We start from the raw sequence: 19,482 nt of genomic DNA, 5'->3' as shown, positions 1-19,482 counted from the left end.
GATATATCGCATCCAAACATGCAAGGAGCCTGGCATGACCTTCGACCGCTCGATCAAGATCGCCCCCTCTATCCTCGCCGCCGATTTCGCCAATTTCGGCGCGGAATGCACAGCCGTCGAGGCGCAGGGCGCAGATTGGATCCACGTCGATGTGATGGACGGACATTTTGTGCCCAACATCACCTTCGGCCCCTCGACCTGCGCCGCGATCCGCCCGCATATCAAGGGCGTGATGGACGTGCACCTGATGATCGCGCCCGTTGATCCCTACATACAGGCCTTTGCAGATGCAGGTGCTGATGTGCTGACGGCCCATGTGGAGGCTGGACCTCACATCCACCGGACGCTCCAGGCCATCCGTGGGGCGGGCATGAAGGCCGGCGTTGCCCTCAACCCCGGCACCCCCGCCGCCGCGGTCGAAGAGTTGATCGGCATGGTCGATTTGATCTGTGTGATGACCGTGAACCCCGGATTTGGTGGGCAAAAGTTCATCGACATGACGGCCAAGATCCAAGCCTTACGTGCGATGATCGGCGATCGCCCCGTGCACATCGAAATCGACGGCGGTGTCGATCCGACCACGGCTCCGCTGGTGGCAAAGGCAGGGGCGGACGTGCTTGTCGCAGGCTCTGCCGTGTTCCGGGGTGGTTCCGTCGATAATCCGGGTCCCTACGGAGAGAACATCCGCAGCATCCGTGCGGCTGCGGAAGGAGTCCGGACGTAGCCGCTTTTCGGCACGTCAGATCAGCTGGTTCGCAAAGGTCTCGATCAGCTTGTGCTTGAGAATCTTACCCGTTGGAGCGGCCGGTAGCTCGGTCGCCAGTATATAGCGTGCCGGTCGTTTGTACCCCGCAAGCCTATCCTTGACGAAGGTCCGCAGATCCTCTTCGGAAAGGGCGCTGCCAACCGGCACTTGCACAAAGGCCAGCACCTCTTCGTCCCCACCCTTCGAGCGCCCGACAACAGCAGCTTGCACGACGTCAGGATGATCGTTCAACGCCGCCTCGACTTCGGGCGGAAAGACATTGAACCCGCCGTGGATGATCAACTCCTTGGCCCGGCCCAAAATGTGCAGCTTGCCCTCTGCATCGATCTGCCCAAGGTCCCCTGTTCGCAACCATCCATCGTCATCCAACACCTTGGCCGTCTCATCGGGATTGCGGCAGTACCCCTTCATCACGTGGGGTCCGCGGGTCAGCACTTCGCCGCCCGGCACGGTGTCGTCAATCGCGATTTCGATGCCCGGCAAAGCGGGACCAACGGAGGTATCGGGGTCGCCAATCATGTTGCGGGTCGCTGCCGTCCCGGCAGTGCTTTCCGTCATGCCATAACCATTCTGGATCGCCACGCCATAGAACGCCTCGGCCTCACGCTTCCACGTGGGATCAAGCGGCGCCGCGCCCGAAGAAACATAACGGAGCGTGTCTGACCCGAGTGCCGTTTCCCCAAGTGACTTGGCGTGGGCCATCAGAAGGGCGTGCATCTGCGGCACGGCCGAGAAAAGAGTGATGCCATCTCGCAAAGCGTCGAACACGTCGGCCACCACAAAACGGGGCACCAACCGCACCGGGGCACCGGCATGGATGGCGGCGACGACAACCGAGCAAAGGCCGAAGACGTGGGTGGTGGGCAGCACGCCGTAGATCAGATCGTCATGCGTCATACCTCGCAGCTCGGCGCTGGTCCTGCCACCGAAGCGGACGTTGGAATGGGTGAGCATGACGCCCTTGGGATCGCCTGTCGTTCCGGTGGTATAGAGGAGGACGGCGACATCCTTGTCCCCGGGAAAACTGTCCCCGCGGGGACAGTGTAGCGACAACCGCCCCCACACCCCGGATACTGTGCCGGGTTCTATATGTGCTTCGGAGTTTTGTGTATTTTTGTCGTGGTTGATTGCATCCGCAGATACCTGTGTGGTGAAGAACACTGCCTTTGGTTCTGCATGGGCGTCCACACGGGCCAGTTCAGCCGGGGTTTGGCGGGCGTTGATCGGGACGGCGGTCGCGCCCAAGCGCCAAGTGGCGAAGAGAGCGGCGATCTTGGCAGCGCAGTTTTCGGAGACGATCATCACGCGATCGCCGGAGGCGACGCCATTGGTCTTGAGAACCTCGGCAATCTCGTCAGCGGCAGCGCTCAGCTGAGCGTAGGTCAGGTGAGCGCCGGTTGAATCCTCTACAGCCAGTGCATCAGGCCGTGTGGCAACCTGATGAGCGAGAAGACTATAGACGCTATCCACCCCGCACCCGTTTGTAGACGCCCGTGGATGTCGCAAGGACGGTGCCATTTTCATCCTCCAACCGCCCTTCGGTAAAGATGGTGTTGCGCCCGCCACCCGACACTTCGCCCGTCGCCACAACCACCCCGCCGCGCGCGGGGGCGAGATAGTTGGTGGTCATGGTAAGTGTCGCCACTTTGGTGTCGCCGTTGTCATCACCTGTCCGCGCCGCTGCGAAACCCATCGCGTTGTCGAGCATGGCGGACATAATGCCGCCGTGCAGACCGCCATGGCGGTTGCCGTGCTGTGCGCCGATGTCGAGCCAGCAGCGCGACACGCCGTCCGCTTCCCGGATGTCCACGACGTAACCGAGCAGCGTTTGTGCGCCGGTTTCGTCGCGGATGATGCCCGGTCCGTCAGGCGGCAGAGAGGGCAATGAACCGCTCCAGGTGGTAGTCCGTGTCGCCGAAGCGGTGGTCCGCCATCACGATCCGCTTGGCGATGTGGGCAAGCTCGTATTCCTGCGTCATGGCAATGCCGCCATGCATCTGGATCGCTTCCTCGGCCACCAGACGGCCAATGCGCCCGATCAGGTTTTTGGAAGCCGACAGATGCAGGTCGGCGTCCTTATCATCGGCGTAGCCTGCGGCGTTGATAACGGCAGAGCGTGCCTGTTCCATCTCGATCAACAGGTCGGACATGCGGTGGGCCAGCGCCTGGAACGTGCCGATGGGTCGCCCGAATTGCTTGCGCGTCATCAGGTAGTCCTTGGTGAGCGCGGTGGCGGTTTCCATGGCGCCAAGCGCTTCGGCGCATTGCGCGATGATTGCGAGGCGGTTGGCGGCCTCAAAGTCGGTGAGCGTCAGATCGAGCGGCGCACCGGGCGTGTTGTCGAGGGTGACTTCGGCGGCGCGGCCACCGGCAAGAAGTGGGTATCCTTGGATGTCGAGGCCCTGCGCGCCCTTGTCCACGAGGTAGAGCGTGATGGTGTCGCCATCCTTGGCTGAGATAATCAGGTGATCTGCCGCCTCGGCATTCATCACCACAGCCTTGCGGCCCGTCAGCTTGTTGTCTGTAGCCGTCGTGTTGACGTGGTCCAGATCATAGCGGCTGTCGGGTTCGCCATGAGCGACGGCGAGATGGATCGCGCCGCCGATAACCTGTTCGACCATATCCGCCTTGCCTGCAGCGGCCAGCAGCCGCCCCCTAACAAGGCGGAGTCCAGCACCGGCTCGACCACGCCTGCGCGGCCCAGTTCTTCGAACACCACCGCGATGTCGAAGCCCGCGCCGCCAAAGCCGCCCTGATCCTCGGTGAAAAGTGCACCAAGGACACCAAGTTCTGCCAGTTCGGCCCAGATGTCGGCCGAGAAGCCGGTGTCGGAGGCCAGGATCTCGTTCCGTCGTTCGGTACCGTACTGTTCACGCAGGTAGCGCCGCAGCGTGTCCTGCAGCATCTGCCGTTCTTCGGTCAGGTTGAAGTCCATTACGCGCCTCCGCTCATAGTTACTTTGGCGATGATACCGCGCTGGATTTCGTTGGATCCGCCGAAGATCGAAAGCTTGCGATTATTGAAATACTGGCCTGCCACCGGCCCTGCATCAAGCGGGTCCGGGATACGGTCATTGGCCCCTTCGACCGCTTCGGATGCAAAGGGCATGGCGTAAGGACCAACGGCGCGACGTGCGAGGTCGTTGATTTCCTGGCGTAGAATGGAGCCTTTGACCTTGAGCATGGACGCTTCCAGCCCCGGCGCTTCACCCGCGGCAGCCTTGGAGATGATGCGCAGGTTGGTCGTGGCCATGGCGCGCAGGTCAATCTCCACCTGTGCGACGCGGGCCGCGAAGTGCGGGTTTTCGATCAGCGGCTTGCCGTTGTGATTGGCGGCCTTGGCGATGCGCTTGACGGCCTTCAGCCCTGCCTCGCTTGAGCCGACGCCGCCCAAGCCAGTACGTTCGTGGGTCAGCAGATACTTGGCGTAAGTCCAGCCCTTGTTTTCCTCGCCCACGAGGTTTTCGACCGGCACTTTGACGTCCGTGAACCAGACCTCGTTCACCTCATGGCATCCATCCAGCAGGATGATGGGACGCACCTCAACACCGGGGGTGTCCATATCGATCAGCAAGAAGCTTATGCCTTCCTGCTGCTTGGCCTCCGCATCAGTCCGGACAAGACAGAAGATCATGTTGGCGTACTGGCCCAGCGTCGTCCACGTCTTTTGCCCGTTGACAATGTAGTGGTCGCCGTCGCGCACCGCCTTGGTTTTCAGCGAGGCGAGGTCAGACCCGGCACCGGGTTCGGAATAACCCTGGCACCACCAGTCGGTGCCGTCGAGCATGCGCGGCAGCCAGTGGTCTTGCTGTTCCTTGGACCCGAATTTCTGCAGGACGGGGCCAAGCATCGAAAAGCCAAAGGGGACGATGCGGGGGGCGTGGGCAGCGGCGGCCTCGGTGTCATAGATGTGCCGTTGCACCGCCGACCATTCCGCACCGCCAAATTCCCGGGGCCAGTTCTGGGCCAGCCAGCCGCGCGCGTTCAGGATCGCGTGCCAGCGTTCCATGTCATCCTTGGTCAGGTCCCCATCAAGCCGGACCTTTTCGGCGATGTCTTTTGGAAGATCGTTCTGCAGGAATGTGCGTATCTCTTCCTGGAAAGCCAGTTCTTCGGAGGAATAGCTCAGGTCCATATCTCAGCCCTTTTTGTTCAGGTCATCGAAGGTTTTGTTTTCGGCCACCAGCTGTTCGAGCAGCGGCGCCGGTGCCCAGAAGTCAGGATCTTCTGTGGCATAGGATTTGATGTCGTTCAGCAGGGGTCCGAGCCCCATGATGTCCGCCCATTTAAGCGGCCCGCCCCGGTAGCGCGGGAAGCCGTAGCCAAAGAGCAGCGTCATATCGACGTCGAGGGGACGGCGGGCGATGCCTTCGCCCACGACCTTGGCGCTTTCGTTGACCATGGCGGCCATGTAGCGGCGCACGATTTCCTCATGCGTGAAGTTCCGGGGCGTGATGCCCAGCCGTGCGCGGTCAGCTTCGATCATCGGCAGCACGTCGGGGTTGGGCACGCGCGCCTTGGGACCAGCGGCGTAATCGTAGTAGCCCTTGCCCGTCTTCTGACCGAAATGGCCCTGCTCACAGAGCGTGTCAGCATAGGTGGCATCGCGCTTGGGGGCGTGTCCCTCAGCCCGTTTGCGCTTGCGCACGGCCCAGCCGATATCGAGGCCCGCAAGGTCAGCGACAGCGAAGGGGCCCATGGCAAAGCCAAAATCCTCAAGGGCCGTGTCGATCTGGTAGGGCGAGGCACCGTCCAGGATCATCTGGTCGGCAGCGGTGCGATAGGTGGCAAGGATGCGATTGCCGATGAACCCATCGCAGACACCTGCGCGCACGCTGATTTTACCCAGCATCTTACCCAACGCGAAGCCGGTGGCAGTGACATCGGGCGCGGTGGCGTCGCCCACAACAACCTCAAGCAGCTTCATCACATGCGCTGGCGAGAAGAAGTGGAGTCCCAGCACGTCAGCGGGCCGCGAAGTGGTGGCGGCGATTTCATCGATGTTCAGATACGACGTGTTGGAGGCGAGGATAGCGCCGGGTTTGCAGACGCGGTCCAGCTCGGCAAAGACCTTTTTCTTGACCTCCATGTCCTCGAACACGGCCTCAATCACCAGATCGACGTCCTGTAACTTGTCGTAGTTGGTCACAACCACAAGCGTGTGGGTCAGGATCTGATCGTGCTGGTTGGGGGTGATCTTGCCCCGCTTCACGGCCCCCGACAGGTTGCGTTCGATCCGGTCGCGGGCGGCTTGGCCTGCCTCCGCGCTCATTTCCAGCAGCGTCACTTCCAACCCGGACAAGAGAGCTGCGGTGGCAATTCCGGCCCCCATCGTGCCGCCACCGATCACACCAATGTGCTGGATTGCCCTCGGTTTGACCTCTTTCAACTCTGGCAGGTTGCCCACCGCACGCTCTGAAAAGAACGAGTGGATCATGCCCTGCCGCTGATCCGTTTGCATGAGGTCGTAGAAAATCTGACGCTCGGCCTTCAGCCCTTCGGCAAAGGGTTTTTCGACTGCGGCCTGCACGGCACGCACGCACCAGGCAGGCGAAATCTGCCCCCGTCCCTTGGCAAGAATGGTCTCGAACGCCCTGTCCCAATCGATTGCGGCGGGCGGGTCCATTTCAGACACCGGGCGGCGGTTGGCACCTCCATCCAGCAGCTGCTGGGCATAAGCGATACCGTTGGCCTTCGGATCACCATCTTCGATCACATCGATGATGCCCAGTTCATGCGCCTTGCCAGCGCCGATATGCCGACCAGTGGTCATCACATCCAGTGCCGCCTCAACACCCGTCAGGCGCGGCAAACGCTGTGTCCCTCCTGCGCCGGGGATCAAACCCAGATGCACTTCGGGCAAACCCACCTTGGCCGAGGGGACGGCGATGCGGTAGTGGCATCCCAGCGCCACCTCGAGCCCGCCACCCAGACTGACGCCGTGCATGGAGGCCACAACGAGAAGCGGCGATGCTTCGATCCGGTTGATCAGGTCAGGCAGGTGCGGCTCAAGCGGGGGTTTGCCAAATTCGGTGATGTCGGCACCGGCAAAGAAGGCACGTCCCTCGCCCACGATAAGAACGGCGCGCACACCATCATCTGCCTCGGCCTGCTCCATCCGGTCCCAAAGGCCTTGGCGCACGGCATGACTGAGCGCGTTCACGGGCGGGTTCTGGACCGTCAGGATGGCGATGTCGCCTTCTCTGGAATAGGCAATCTTGTCGCTCATGGGTCCTCCGCTGGTTCTGAAACACGCGCATGGATCCACCACCTTGCGCATGTTTCAGCCTAGGCGTGCACAGAAAAAGGGCAAGCGATTCAAAACACGCCGCAACGTCACTTGGCGCTGATCCGCCTCTTCATCTTGCCAGATAAACTTTCCCCGAAGGGCCGCTATCGACCAGGTTGCCGGTTCCCTAGCTGTCGCGTCGGTAGATGAAACAGCGGCCCTGAACCGCGCCATCCGGCAGCGGCTGTTCGACCAGATTGTCAAAATACATCCGGTCTGACGACACCATCAAACCGCCAACCGCCATCAGCGGGGCAATGATTGGCGACACGTTCTGGGCAAAAAGATCGTTCTTTTGCGCGTTGTGACCACCAAGGTCTGCGTGGATCAAAACCGCCGAAGGTCCAAAGCGTTCAAGGGCCTGCGGCAAGGTCTCAAAGACATCACCGAGCAAAACCATGTCCTCGGGCGGCGTGCTGTCAGGGTGCGAGGCCACCGCCCGTTCGAACACATAGATGTCACGGTCCGGCATAATGTGCCGCATGTGATGGTAGGTGCGCCCATTGCCCAAACCAAGTTCGAACACCGGCCCCTCCATGTCCGCGATGACTTTCGCTGCGTGATCCAGACAGGCCCGTTGGGACACCATACGGTCGACAAAAAGGTCAAGACGGCTTTGTTGCATGATCATTTCCTTTGCTTTCGCTCTAGATGGGGCAAAAAGTGATCAAGCGGTAGCACATTTGCGCGACTTTCCCGTGTATGGACGTGTTGGATGGAATCGGGTTCACTGATTTCAAGACCTGCGCGCGAAAAAAGGACCATGAATGCCCCCGCTTCTGGAAGTGAAAAATCTGTCGATCGGTTTTGGCTCGGCCCCTCCGGTCGTGGCGGGTGTCAATTTTTCGGTCGCATGCGGGGAAACGCTGGCGCTGGTTGGCGAGAGTGGGTCCGGCAAGACGCTGACCTGTCGATCTGTCCTCCGCATACTGCCCAAAACGGCGCAATTGCGTCAGGGATCAGTGATGTTCGGTGAGGGTGAGGCGCGTACTGATCTGCTGACCCTGCCGCCCCGCCTGATCCGGGGCATTCGCGGCGACCGCATTTCGATGATCTTTCAGGAACCCATGCGATCCCTGTCGCCCCTGCACCGCATCGGCGACCAAGTGTCCGAGGTTCTGACCCTGCACCGCAACATGTCGGCGGCAGAGGCCAAGCAGGATGTGTTGGCAACATTCGAACGCGTCGGGTTCGCGGACCCCGAGCGCGCCTTCCGGGCCTATCCGTTCGAGATGTCAGGCGGGATGCGGCAACGCGCCATGATTGCCATGGCGATGGTGGCCAAGCCGGACGTGCTGATCGCGGATGAGCCAACCACTGCGCTGGACGTGACCACGCAGGCGCAGGTTCTGGGTCTGATGAAGGATTTGCAGCGCGACACGGGTATGGCGATGATCCTTGTCACCCACGATCTGGGCGTCGTCGCCAACATGGCCGACAGCGTGGTCGTGATGAACAAGGGCCACGTGATGGAAAGCGGTCCGGCCCCCGTTGTTCTGGGTGACCCGGGTCATGGATATACCCAGAAGCTGTTTGCCGCCGCCCCAATGATCCCAAAGGACCCCAAACCGGCAGAGCCTTTGCCAGCAGAGGATCTGATCCTTGAGCTGAATAATGTCTGCAAGACATACACGGTGCGTGCCGGGGGCTGGCGCGAGAAAAAGAAGGTTCATGCCTGCATCGACGTGAACCTGAAGCTGCCCCGAGGCAAGACATTGGCTGTCGTTGGCGAAAGTGGGTCGGGCAAGACGACCTGCGCCCGCATCGCGCTTGGCGCCGAGGTGCCGGATGAAGGGTCGGAAGTGCTGTTTCGTCCTGAGCTGGATGCCGATCCCATCTGCATCAACGCACTGAGCCGTTCCGACAAGGTGGCCTTTCAGCGGCAGGCACAGATGGTGTTTCAGGATCCCTATTCATCCCTGTCCCCGCGCATGCGCGTGCAGGAGGCCCTGACCGAACCGATGGAGATCCATCGCATCGGCAACAGGATGGCCCGCCGCGACAAGGCTGCAGAGATGCTGCGCTGGGTGGGACTGAACCCCGATATGCTGATGCGCTACCCGCATGCCTTTTCAGGCGGACAGCGCCAACGGTTGTCGATTGCCCGGGCGCTGACCCTTGATCCTGTGCTGCTCGTCTGTGACGAGCCGACCTCGGCCCTCGATGTGTCGGTGCAAGAGCAGATATTGAGCTTGCTGGAGCGCATACGGGACGGGATGGGGTTGAGCTATCTGTTCATCAGCCACGATCTGGCCGTTGTCGCCCGCATCGCTGACGAGGTGGCCGTGATGCGTCAGGGGGTCGTGGTTGAGCAGGCCCCGCCGGAGACGCTGTTTTACAACCCGCGGCATCCCTACACCAAGGCCTTGATCGCCGCGCAGCCCGAGCCGGATGTGCAACGTCCCATTGACTTGGCCGAGGTGTCGCGTGGCGCCGGATCGCCTGCAAGCTGGCCGGACATGTTCCGTTTCGAGGGGCTTGCGGCCCCTGACCTCATCCAGATCGAACCCGGACACAAGGTGCGCTGCCATGTCTAGAGTTTTTCGAATGCGCCGCTTGGTCGGTGTCGTTTTTGCTGGGCTGATGGCCCTGCCTGCCCTGGCCCAGCCCGTCGTGCAAGAGAGCACGTTCTGGGCGCCAGAGGTGAAGAAAGGGCAGATGGACCCGGCGGTAAACCGCATTCCGGACGTGCCCCTTGTTGTCGATCTTGAGGCCAAGGGTCGGAAATTCGGGACGCAGGGCGGCACGTTGCGCACCATGGTCACCCGCACCAAGGACGTGCGTCAGATGGTGGTCTATGGCTATGCCCGGCTGGTGGGCTATGACCACGATTACCAGCTGAAGGCCGATATCCTGCGCGATGTCGAGGTGGAAGAGGGGCGTATTTTCACCCTGCATCTGCGGCCCGGTCATCGCTGGTCGGATGGCGCGCCTTTTACCTCGGCCGATTTCGAGTACTGGTGGAAACACGTGGCCCAGAACGCGGAACTGAGCCCGAACGGTCCGCCAGAAATCATGCGCATGGGCGAAGAGATTGCCACGATGACCTTCCCCGATGAAACAACGGTGGTGGTCGAGTTTCCCGAGGCGAACCCGAACTTCCTGCAGATGCTGGCACAGGCCAGTCCGCCGTTCATCTACAGGCCCGCGCATTACCTCAAACAGTTCCACGTCGCGTTCAACACCAAGGACGCAATGGAGGAGATGATCGACGCCAAGCGCGTGCGCAGCTGGGCTCCGCTGCACAACAAGCTCGACAATATGTACAAGTTCGACAATCACGAATTGCCGACCTTGCAGCCGTGGAAACCCGCCTCGACCGGGGCGGCCATGCGGCACCTGTTTGTGCGCAACCCCTATTTCCACCGCATCGACGCGCGCGGCGTGCAGTTGCCCTATATCGACGTTGTCGAGATGGACATCGTGGGCTCGGGCCTTGTGGCGGCCAAGACCAATGCGGGCGAATCTGATTTGCAGGCCCGGGGGCTGGATTTCCGCGATGTGTCGATCTTGAAGAAGGGCGAGGCAGATGGCGCGCCCTACCGCACCTATCTGTGGTCCAATGGTGCAGCCAGCCAGATCGCCATCTATCCCAACCTGAATTTCGCTGACCCGGTGTGGCGCGAGGTCATGCGCGATGCGCGGTTCCGGCGCGCCCTGTCGCTGGGCATCGACCGACGGATGATCAACCGCGCCCTGTATTTTGGGCTGGGCAAGGAAGGGGGCATGACGGCACTGGCCAAAAGCCCGCTGTTTGATCCGGCGCTGCTGACCCAATGGGCCATCTACGACCCGGACACGGCCAACGTGATGCTGGACCAGATGGGCCTGAACCAGCGCACACCGGCAGGCATTCGCTTGCTGCCGGACGGCCGCCCGATGGAGTTTGTGATCGAAACCGCCGGAGAGCGGCAGGAGGTCGAGAACGCGCTGGCCATCATCACAGACACGTGGCGGGACATTGGCATCAAGCTGATCATGCGCCCGCTCGACCGGGACATTCTGCGCAACCGCGTCTTTTCCGGTGTAACCATGGCGTCGGTCTGGTTTGGCTGGGACAACGGGTTGCCCCAGCCAAACACGCCGCCCTCCTACCTTGCGCCAACAGATCAGGTATTCTTTGCCTGGCCTAAATGGGGTCAATATTACCAGACACATGGCGCGGCGGGTGAGCCGGTGGACCTTGAGCCAGCCAAGCGCCTGATGGCGCTCAGCAAGGCGTGGCAAAACACCGATGACCCCGAGGAACACCGATCGATTTGGCGCGAGATGCTGAAAATCCACGCTGACAACCAGTTCGGCATCGGTATCCTGAGCGAGGCCCCACAACCGGTTATCGTCTCTGACCGCCTGCGGAACGTGCCTGAACAAGGCAAATGGGCCTGGGACCCCGGCGCGCATTTCGGCGTGCACCGGATTGATGAATTCTTTTTCTCTGATGCCGAGCAGATCGCGCAGGTGAGCGAATGATGTTCATCCGTTACGCAGCCTACCGGCTGCTGACGATGGTGCTGACGTTGATCGTCGTTTCCATCCTGATCTTCATCATCATCAACCTGCCCCCCGGCGACTACCTGTCGAACCAGATTGCAGAACTGCGCGCCACCGGTCAGGCCGAAGGCGTCGCCAAGGCCGAATTTCTGCGCACCGAATACGCGCTCGACCGTCCCTTGTGGGAGCAATATCTGATCTGGGCGGGCGTGGCGCCGGGCCCGCAGGGATTTTCGGGGCTGTTACAGGGCGATTTTGGCTGGTCATTCGAATTCGATGCACCCGTGGCTGACATTGTCGGGGATGCGCTTTGGCTGACCGTTCTGGTGAACCTCGCCGCCGTCTTGTTTGTCTATCTTGTTGCCCTGCCCCTTGGCGTGCTGGCTGCTGCCCGGTCGGCCACGTGGGTGGATTACACCACCGCCTTTGTTGGGTATCTGGGCCTTGCCACGCCAAACTTCCTACTGGCGCTGATCCTGTTCTATTACGGGCACAAGTATCTGGGCCTGCCCATCGGCGGCCTGATGGCGCCAGAGTTTGAGGGCGAGCCGATGTCGCTTGCCAAGGTGCAAAGCGTGCTTGTGCACCTGATCGTGCCCACCTTTGTCATTGGGACATCAGGCGCTGCTGCGATGATGCAACGCCTGCGGGCCAACATGCTGGACGAGCTGTCGAAACCCTATGTCGAAACGGGGATGGCAAAGGGTTTGGCCCCGGCCAAGCTGCTGACTAAATACCCGCTGCGCATGGCCTTCAACCCGTTTGTGGCCGACATTGGCAACCTGCTGCCCGCCATGGTTTCGGGGTCGGTTCTGGTGTCCGTGGTGTTGGGATTACAGACCATCGGCCCCGCCTTGCTGACCGCGTTGAAGTCGCAGGACCAGTTTCTGGCCGCTTTTGTGTTGATGTTTGTGGCGCTACTCACCCTCATCGGCACGATGATTTCAGACCTGTTGCTGGTGCTGCTTGATCCACGCATCCGCTACGGCGCACGGGAAGGATAAGACCATGAGCACCCTGCCCGACGGCCGTTTCATTGATGATGCCCCATACGATCCGAACGTGGACCTGTCCGCGCCCGAACGGTCAGACATGGACGCCCCGAACTGGGTGCTGGTCTGGCGCAAGTTCCGCAAGCACCGGCTGGGCCTGATTTCAGGCATCTTCCTGCTGCTGGCTTACATGGCAATCCCCTTTGCCGGGTTCATCTCGCCCTATACGCCCAACGAGCGCAGCGCGGATCACCTGTATCACCCGCCGCAGGCCATCAAATTCTGGCATGAGGGGCAGTTTGTTGGGCCTTTTGTCTATCCCACCATCGGTTCTGCCGACCTTGAGAACTTCCAGTGGGTGTACGAGACGGACACCTCGCGCCCGATGCCGTTGCAATTCTTTTGCGAGCGGACCGAGTACAAGCTGTTCTTCCTGATCCCTGCCGATCGCCACCTGTTCTGCGCACCCGAGGGGGCGACGGTTTTTATCTTTGGCTCGGACCGGCTGGGACGTGACGTGTTTTCCCGGATTTCCTATGGCGCGCAGCTGTCGCTGACCGTGGGCCTGATTGGCATCACCGTGTCCTTTATCCTGGGCATCGGGTTCGGGGCCATCGCGGGTTATTTCGGCGGTTGGATCGACTGGGTTGTGAACCGCGCCATCGAGATTTTGCGGTCCTTGCCGGAGTTGCCCTTGTGGCTGGCCTTGTCCGCAGCCGTGCCATCGAATTGGGGGCCGGTGTCCGTCTTCTTCATCATCAGTATCATCCTTGGGCTACTAGATTGGCCGGGGTTGGCAAGGGCAGTCCGAAGTAAGTTCCTCTCGCTGAGAGAGGAGGAGTATGTACGGGCGGCAGAGATGATGGGGGCGAAGCCGTCGCGCGTCATCCGGCGGCATTTGTTGCCCAACTTCATGTCCCACCTGATTGCCTCGGCCACCTTGTCGATCCCGGCGATGATTTTGGGTGAGACCGCTTTGTCTTTCCTCGGTCTGGGTCTGCGGGCGCCTGCGGTGTCGTGGGGCGTGATGCTGAACGATGCACAGAACCTGGCGAGCATCGAGATCTATCCGTGGACGGCCATTCCGATGTTGCCGATCATCATTGTCGTTCTGGCCTTCAATTTCCTTGGCGACGGGCTGCGCGACAGTCTGGACCCCTACACCAGCTGATGCGGATTGAACGGATCAAGGCGCGGGCGGTGATGGCACCGCTGGCGGTGCCAATCACGACGGCACAAGCGTCGATCCCTGCAGCGCCCTTGGTGCTGGTCGATGTGGAGACGGATGAGGGTGTCAGCGGAAGCGCCTATATCTTTGGATATACACCCCTGATGCTGAAGCCGCTGGTGACCTTTCTCACGGATTTATCGGAGACGCTGGTGGGGTCCCCGGCCCATCCGGCGGATGTGGATCGACAGACCGCATCGCAGTTCAGGCTGCTGGGGCGGCAGGGAATGGTGGGCATGGCGCTGGCCGGTTTGGACCTTGCGTTGTGGGATGCACAGGGCAAGGCGGTGGGTCAGCCGGTCTGCGCGTTGTTCGGTGCCGCGCCGCGCCCCTTGCCGTGCTACGACAGTCAGGGCCTGTTTGTACCCGGTCGGGATGAAAGGCTGATCGAAGCATCGCTGGCGCGTGGGTTCAAGGCCATCAAGGTCAAGCTGGGTTTTCCGACAGTGGCGGAGGATGTGGCCGCGTTGCGCGTTGTGCGCGACATGATCGGGCCGGAACGGCTGTTGATGCTAGACTACAATCAGGCCTTCGCTGCGCCTGAAGCGATTGCCCGCATCCGAGCCCTTGAAGAGGCCGGGTTGGACCTGACATGGGTGGAGGAGCCCGTGCCAGCCGAAGATCTGGCGGGCTACCGATCCGTCCGTGCCGCTGTGTTCACCGCCATTCAATCGGGCGAGAACTGGTGGCATCCGGCGGATGCGGCGCGCATGGTCGGGGCCACGGATTACGCGATGCCCGACATGATCAAGATCGGCGGGCTGAGCGGCTGGTTCCGCGCCGCTGCCATCGCAGAAGCCGCGGGTGTGCCCGTCTCAAGCCATCTTTTTGTCGAAGCGTCGGCCCATGCCTTGGCCGCGACGACCAACGCGCATCTGCTGGAATGGCTGGATGTGGCGGGCGGTGTGATGACCGAACCGTACAGTGTGGAGGACGGGTGCGTGACGGCGCGCGGTCCCGGCCTTGGCATCACCTGGGACGAGGACAAGATCGCCCGACATCTGGTGCATTGACTCCGCGCACACCTGAAACAATCGATTAAATTACTGCCTAAAGTCGCCATACTCTCAACAAATTTGCCCCCTATCGCTGTGCCCAACACAAGGCGTGAGAGGGCGAAATGGACGCTTTTTATGAACTTCTGGACGGGTTTACCGGGTTCCTGTTTGACTGGAATTCGCGTCTGGCATTGCTCTATCTCTGCCTGACGGTCGCATTGGTCTATGTGATCTGGAGGGTACGTGGGCGCCCCACATCGTTCACTGCGTTCCTGCTGCCGCGCGCGGTCTATACGCACAAATCGAACCTCGTTGATATCCAGATCTTCCTGTTCAACAAGCTGCTGACGGTCTCGGGTTTCTTTGCCGCCGTGACGCTAACGCCCGTTGTCACATCGGGCCTCTTGACCATGATGCTGGACGCCACCGGCGGGGACCTCGCCCCGGCAGTGGGCGAGGGGGACTGGGGCAAGCTGGCGCTCGCTACGCTGATCATGATCCTGACGCTGGATTTCTGCAAATACTGGGCGCATCGCCTGCACCATGAAAACGCGCTACTTTGGCCGTTCCACGCCCTACACCATTCGGCAGAGGTGCTGACCCCCCTGACTGCGAACCGCAATCACCCTGTGTTCGTGGTGATCCGTCTGCTGATTTACGCTCTGATTATCGGGGCTGTTCAAGCGCTGATGCTGTTCCTGCTGATGGGTAAGATCGACGTGCTGACCATTGGCAGCGTGAATGCGGGCTACTTCCTGTTCAACGCCTTCGGGGCCAACTTGCGCCATAGCCATGTCTGGCTGAGCTATGGGCGCGTGATGGAGCATATCCTGATCTCACCGGCACAGCACCAAGTGCACCATTCCAACGACCCAAAGCATTACAACAAGAACTATGGCGAGGTGTTCGCCTTCTGGGATCTGATGTTTGGTTCGCTTTATGTACCCAAGGAGCATGAGATCCTGAGCTTTGGCCTGTCGGACGAAAACGGCGTTCCCATCGAACAACCACACCCGACCCTGCGCGCCGCCTTGCTGCACCCATTTGCCGAGGCATGGCAGACACTGACCCAGGGCACGACCGAAGATCCTGCATCGCCCCAGAACCGCGAGACTGCGCAGTGACACGTGGTCTGTCCCTTTGGTTAGATGCGCTGCGAGTGGCCGCCACCCTGATCGTGGTGTTTTCCCATGTGGCCTATGCGCGTTTCACGCGCGGGGACTACGAGTTTGTCCGCGAGTTGAATGTCGGCAGTGATGCCGTCATCGTCTTCTTTGTCATTTCTGGCCTGGTGATTGCCTTTGCTGCCGAACGGGACAAGACGTTTGGCACCTATGCGTTCAACCGAATGACACGGCTGCTGTCCGTGCTGCTGCCAGCCATCCTTTTGACCTTTGTGCTGGACCGGATGGGCCGGCCCATAGACGTATCGGCCTACCCCAACAGCTTTTACCAGCACCTGCCGCTGTGGGAGATGCTGGTGCGCGGTCTCACTATGTCGAACGAATGGGGCCTGTTCGAGCGGGTCCGGCTGGGCACGAACGGCCCGTTGTGGTCGCTGAGCTATGAGGCGGCGTATTACGTGCTGTTTGGCGTCGCGGTGTTTTGCACGGGCGCGCGGCGGCTTGTGTTGCTGGCCGCGCTTGGCGTTGTCTTTGGCCCGCGCATCCTGCTGCTGATGCCCGCGTGGTTGATGGGCGTTGCCGTCTGGCACTACGTCAAATCCGGTCGTGCGGCACAGATGACAGAGGGTGTTGCGCGCAGTCTCGCGTGGGGCGGCCCCTTGGCATATGTCTTGTGTCAGGCCTTCAACGTCCCGGATATGCTGGCGCAAGCCACGGCAGAGGCATTTGCACCCGCGCACTATCGCTACATTCTGGTCTTTTCGGACGAGTTCGTCTGGAATGGCATGATCGGCTTGATGACTGCACTCCACGTCATTGGAATGGCGCGTCTGGCACAGAATTACCGCGGCGCGCACCCGCATCTGCGCTGGTGGGCCGGGGCAAGCTTTTCGATCTATGTGGTGCACTATCCCGTGCTGCACCTGATCGACGCCGCATTCCCAGCCGAGACAGTGTCGCGCGATGCGCTGTTGTTCTTTGGGTCCGTCGCCGCCGGTCTGGTGTTTGCGCAGGTCTTTGAACGCCCAATTGGGGCGATCCGCAACGCGGTGCGCGGCATTGCAGCGCGGTCACACATTACCGGTCGTCGGCAAAGTCAGCCGCATCCTCAAGCAACTCTTCTTCCAGAGACGCCTGCGCAGCAGCGGTAATCGCCTTGCGGTCTTCTTCGCCAAGCTCATCCGCCTTCTGCCCCTCCGCAAGGCGCACCGTCACCTCGCGGTGGGCAAACTTGATACCTTCACGTTCAAAGAGTGCGCGGATTTCTTCATAGACCTTCTTGCGCACCAGCCACTGATCCCCCGGCTTGGTCATGAACTTGACGCGGATGATCATGGCGCTGTCCTGCATCTCGATCACACCCTGAGACTTCAGGGGTTGGATGAAGTTATCGCCGATGACCGGATCATCCAGTAGCGCGATCCCTAGGTTCTTGATCAGTTTGCGCACCTTTTCCACATCGGTGTCATAGGTCACGCGCAAAGGCAGCTTCATAATCACCCAGTCACGGGAATAGTTCGTCAGCACCTGAATTTCGCCGAAGGGGATGGTGTGCAGTGCGCCCAGGTGATGGCGCAGTTGGAAGCTGCGAACGCTAATGCTTTCCACCGTCCCCTTGACCCCACCCACGTCGATGTATTCGCCCTTGCGGAAGGCATCGTCGAACAGGAAAAACGCACCAGAGAAAATGTCGCGCACCAGCGATTGCGAGCCAAAGCCAACGGCCACCCCCACGATACCGGCACCGGCAAAGAGCGGGCCGACATTCACCCCCATCTCCATCAACATGATCAGAAGACCGGTCAGGACAATGACGATCAGCACGAAGTTGCGGAACAGCGGCAGGAGCGTGGCCAAACGCGAGGCGGACGAGCCGCCGCCCTCGTCCCCCAGTTCGACCTCTTGCACATCGCCCTGTTCTTCCCGGATCTTGTTGTCGATCCAGATGCGGAATGCGTTGTAAGCAATGTAGCCAATGAACAGGATCACGATGATGTCGAGCAGCCGATCGGTCCAGCTGTCGCCCATCATGGGCGCTTCGGGGCTCCAGATCGTGACGAAGGCATAGATGCCGGCGACAAAAGCGAGGATGCCTGCAATCCTTTGCGCCAGATCTTCGAATGTGCTGATCCGAGGACCCGTCACAACAGGCGGGAGCGCCGGATCGGGGTCCGGATCGGCCTCTGTTGCCACGTTGTGCTCTCTAACAAGGCGCGCGCGGGCAAAGCTGCGTTCGATAAAGAAATTGATGACCCCGTAGACCACGATGATTGTCGTCAGGATGCCCCAGGCCGCCGCAAGCAACGGCACGCCCAGCGGGTCGCCAATGACCAGGTGATAGGTCTGTTCCCCCCACGCAAACAGGAAATAGAACACCGCCAGCGGCGCCCATGCCCGCGCGAGCGTGCGCAGAACCCATGTCGAATCCGACGGTGCCTTGCCGTTCAGGATCGCCCCGGTGATCGCGCGACCGTTGGCAATCACCAACATAATGTTCAGGAACATCACCAACAGGCTGAGCAGAGAGAAGAGGAAAACGTAGACCTCGTTGTTCAGGCCTAACTCCTCGATCCAGACTCCGAAGAGGATGGCAAAGAAGCCGAAGGCCGCGACCCCGGACAGCCAAAGATGCAGTTTGCGCGCATCGCCGTCGCTGAACAGCGGGATGCGATATTGCGGCAGGTATGGCGACAGGATCATCCGCCACAGCCCGGCCACAACACGGGCAAGGAAGTACCCGATATTGATCAAGGTCACCGTGAACTGCATGGCCGGATCTTCCAGGGGGCCAAAGATGATGGCGCCAAGCAGATAGGCCACAGCCATGGAGACCAGCGTGCCCACCACCCCCATGAAGAAGCGAAACACGAGGAATGGCATCTTTTCGACATAGCCGTCCGGCGCGTCATGGATGCGGGCCACCACGAAGCGTTTCGCGATGCGTTTCCCGAACACTTGCGCCTCGAACACCATACCCACTGCGAACAGTGCCATGCTGATCAGAAGGGCCTGCACATAGGCAAAAATCGTGCCATCCGGGCTGGTTGCGCGCAGGATGTATGCGACCTCGTTGAACGCCACTGGCAGGTTCAAAAGCCGGTCCACCAAAGCCGTTCGGAAGGCAACCGCGTCGTCTTGGATCGCCATAAGCGTGGTGCCGCTGCCGGGCGCATCGCTGTCTGTGGATGGGGTTCCGGTCTGGGTGATCACGCGGCCATCGCTGTCGATGACAATAACGTTGACGCCATTCTGCGCGGCGCTTTCCATTATATCTGTGATGTCACCCGGGGCCGTTTCGGCAGTGCCAGCGCCGGGCAACAGACTGCCCAAACCCTGGGCATGCGACAAAGCCGGAAACAGGAGCGCGATGCTAATCAGGATGGGCAGCAAGAGGCGGAAAAGGGAGTGTGTCATATGCGATGTCGCAGAACTTTCAGATTTCAACGACGCTACGCGACCGCAGGTGCAATGACAATTGCGTCTACCAGGACGTGAACTTCCGCGATCTGTCCGGTAAGCGCTGATTTTACAAAGCGTTCCATTTTTGCGATAGCGCGGGCAGAGGTGTTATCCTGACCGGCTGTTGCTATCTTGG

At 60.7% G+C, this 19,482-nt stretch carries 14 protein-coding genes and 1 pseudogene; 8 read left to right on the top strand and 7 right to left on the bottom strand.

Translation table 11 applies throughout. The annotated features are described in order from the left end of the window. The first annotated feature begins 34 nt into the window (after positions 1-34). A complete protein-coding gene (rpe, locus tag ACZ1HN_RS06315; protein WP_472726877.1) occupies positions 35-724 on the top strand; it encodes a ribulose-phosphate 3-epimerase in 690 nt (229 codons plus the stop codon). 15 nt (positions 725-739) lie between these two features. On the opposite strand, the gene ACZ1HN_RS06310 is transcribed toward rpe, so the two are convergent. The 6 genes and pseudogenes from ACZ1HN_RS06310 to ACZ1HN_RS06285 all read right to left on the bottom strand — a co-directional run bounded on the left by ACZ1HN_RS06310 (position 740) and on the right by ACZ1HN_RS06285 (position 7,685). Further along, on the bottom strand, positions 740-2,236 hold the full coding sequence (locus tag ACZ1HN_RS06310; protein ID WP_472726876.1) for a class I adenylate-forming enzyme family protein: 1,497 nt from the start codon (positions 2,234-2,236) through the stop codon (positions 740-742). After that, positions 2,229-2,651: a PaaI family thioesterase gene (locus tag ACZ1HN_RS06305; RefSeq protein ID WP_472726875.1), complete on the bottom strand. Its 423-nt coding sequence runs from the start codon at positions 2,649-2,651 to the stop codon at positions 2,229-2,231. The genes ACZ1HN_RS06310 and ACZ1HN_RS06305 overlap by 8 nt, the downstream gene beginning before the upstream one ends. Then, positions 2,632-3,701 (bottom strand): annotated as a pseudogene (locus ACZ1HN_RS06300) (acyl-CoA dehydrogenase family protein). The gene ACZ1HN_RS06305 and the pseudogene ACZ1HN_RS06300 overlap by 20 nt, the downstream one beginning before the upstream one ends. Then, the gene (locus tag ACZ1HN_RS06295; RefSeq protein ID WP_472726874.1) at positions 3,701-4,900 is read right to left on the bottom strand and encodes an acyl-CoA dehydrogenase family protein; all 1,200 of its coding nucleotides are present in this window, start codon (positions 4,898-4,900) and stop codon (positions 3,701-3,703) included. Before ACZ1HN_RS06295 ends, ACZ1HN_RS06300 begins: the two are co-directional and overlap by 1 nt. A 3-nt stretch (positions 4,901-4,903) precedes the next feature. Further along, complete coding sequence (locus ACZ1HN_RS06290) at positions 4,904-6,994, bottom strand: 3-hydroxyacyl-CoA dehydrogenase NAD-binding domain-containing protein (protein WP_472726873.1); 2,091 nt, start codon at positions 6,992-6,994, stop codon at positions 4,904-4,906. A gap of 187 nt (positions 6,995-7,181) precedes the next feature. Next, entirely contained in the window at positions 7,182-7,685 is a 504-nt protein-coding gene (locus ACZ1HN_RS06285) for a class I SAM-dependent methyltransferase (protein ID WP_472726872.1), read from the bottom strand. A gap of 136 nt (positions 7,686-7,821) precedes the next feature. On the opposite strand from ACZ1HN_RS06285, the gene ACZ1HN_RS06280 reads away from it, so the two are divergent. From ACZ1HN_RS06280 to ACZ1HN_RS06250, 7 genes are all read left to right on the top strand, one after another. Then, positions 7,822-9,591, top strand: a complete 1,770-nt coding sequence (locus ACZ1HN_RS06280; protein WP_472726871.1) for an ABC transporter ATP-binding protein — start codon at positions 7,822-7,824, stop codon at positions 9,589-9,591. 10 nt (positions 9,592-9,601) lie between these two features. After that, positions 9,602-11,524: an ABC transporter substrate-binding protein gene (locus ACZ1HN_RS06275; protein ID WP_472729285.1), complete on the top strand. Its 1,923-nt coding sequence runs from the start codon at positions 9,602-9,604 to the stop codon at positions 11,522-11,524. Beyond that, complete coding sequence (locus ACZ1HN_RS06270; RefSeq protein ID WP_299205651.1) at positions 11,521-12,549, top strand: ABC transporter permease; 1,029 nt, start codon at positions 11,521-11,523, stop codon at positions 12,547-12,549. The genes ACZ1HN_RS06275 and ACZ1HN_RS06270 overlap by 4 nt, the downstream gene beginning before the upstream one ends. A gap of 4 nt (positions 12,550-12,553) precedes the next feature. Further along, positions 12,554-13,708, top strand: a complete 1,155-nt coding sequence (locus ACZ1HN_RS06265; protein ID WP_299205673.1) for an ABC transporter permease — start codon at positions 12,554-12,556, stop codon at positions 13,706-13,708. After that, the gene (locus ACZ1HN_RS06260; protein ID WP_472726870.1) at positions 13,708-14,778 is read left to right on the top strand and encodes an enolase C-terminal domain-like protein; all 1,071 of its coding nucleotides are present in this window, start codon (positions 13,708-13,710) and stop codon (positions 14,776-14,778) included. The genes ACZ1HN_RS06265 and ACZ1HN_RS06260 overlap by 1 nt, the downstream gene beginning before the upstream one ends. Before the next feature lie 107 nt (positions 14,779-14,885). Beyond that, positions 14,886-15,887 (top strand): sterol desaturase family protein, encoded by a 1,002-nt coding sequence (locus tag ACZ1HN_RS06255; protein ID WP_472726869.1) that lies wholly within the window; start codon positions 14,886-14,888, stop codon positions 15,885-15,887. After that, entirely contained in the window at positions 15,884-17,038 is a 1,155-nt protein-coding gene (locus ACZ1HN_RS06250; protein ID WP_472726868.1) for an acyltransferase family protein, read from the top strand. Before ACZ1HN_RS06255 ends, ACZ1HN_RS06250 begins: the two co-directional genes overlap by 4 nt. On the opposite strand, the gene ACZ1HN_RS06245 is transcribed toward ACZ1HN_RS06250, so the two are convergent. Further along, positions 16,965-19,301 carry a mechanosensitive ion channel family protein gene (locus ACZ1HN_RS06245; RefSeq protein ID WP_472726867.1) on the bottom strand — a complete coding sequence of 779 codons (2,337 nt, stop codon included), beginning with the start codon at positions 19,299-19,301 and terminating at the stop codon, positions 16,965-16,967. The genes ACZ1HN_RS06250 and ACZ1HN_RS06245 overlap by 74 nt on opposite strands. Positions 19,302-19,482 lie beyond the last annotated feature (181 nt).

Source organism: Tateyamaria sp. GN1-10 (assembly GCF_055693845.1).
Note: the sequence above shows the minus strand (reverse complement) of the source record. Positions and strands in the feature narration are given on the sequence as shown.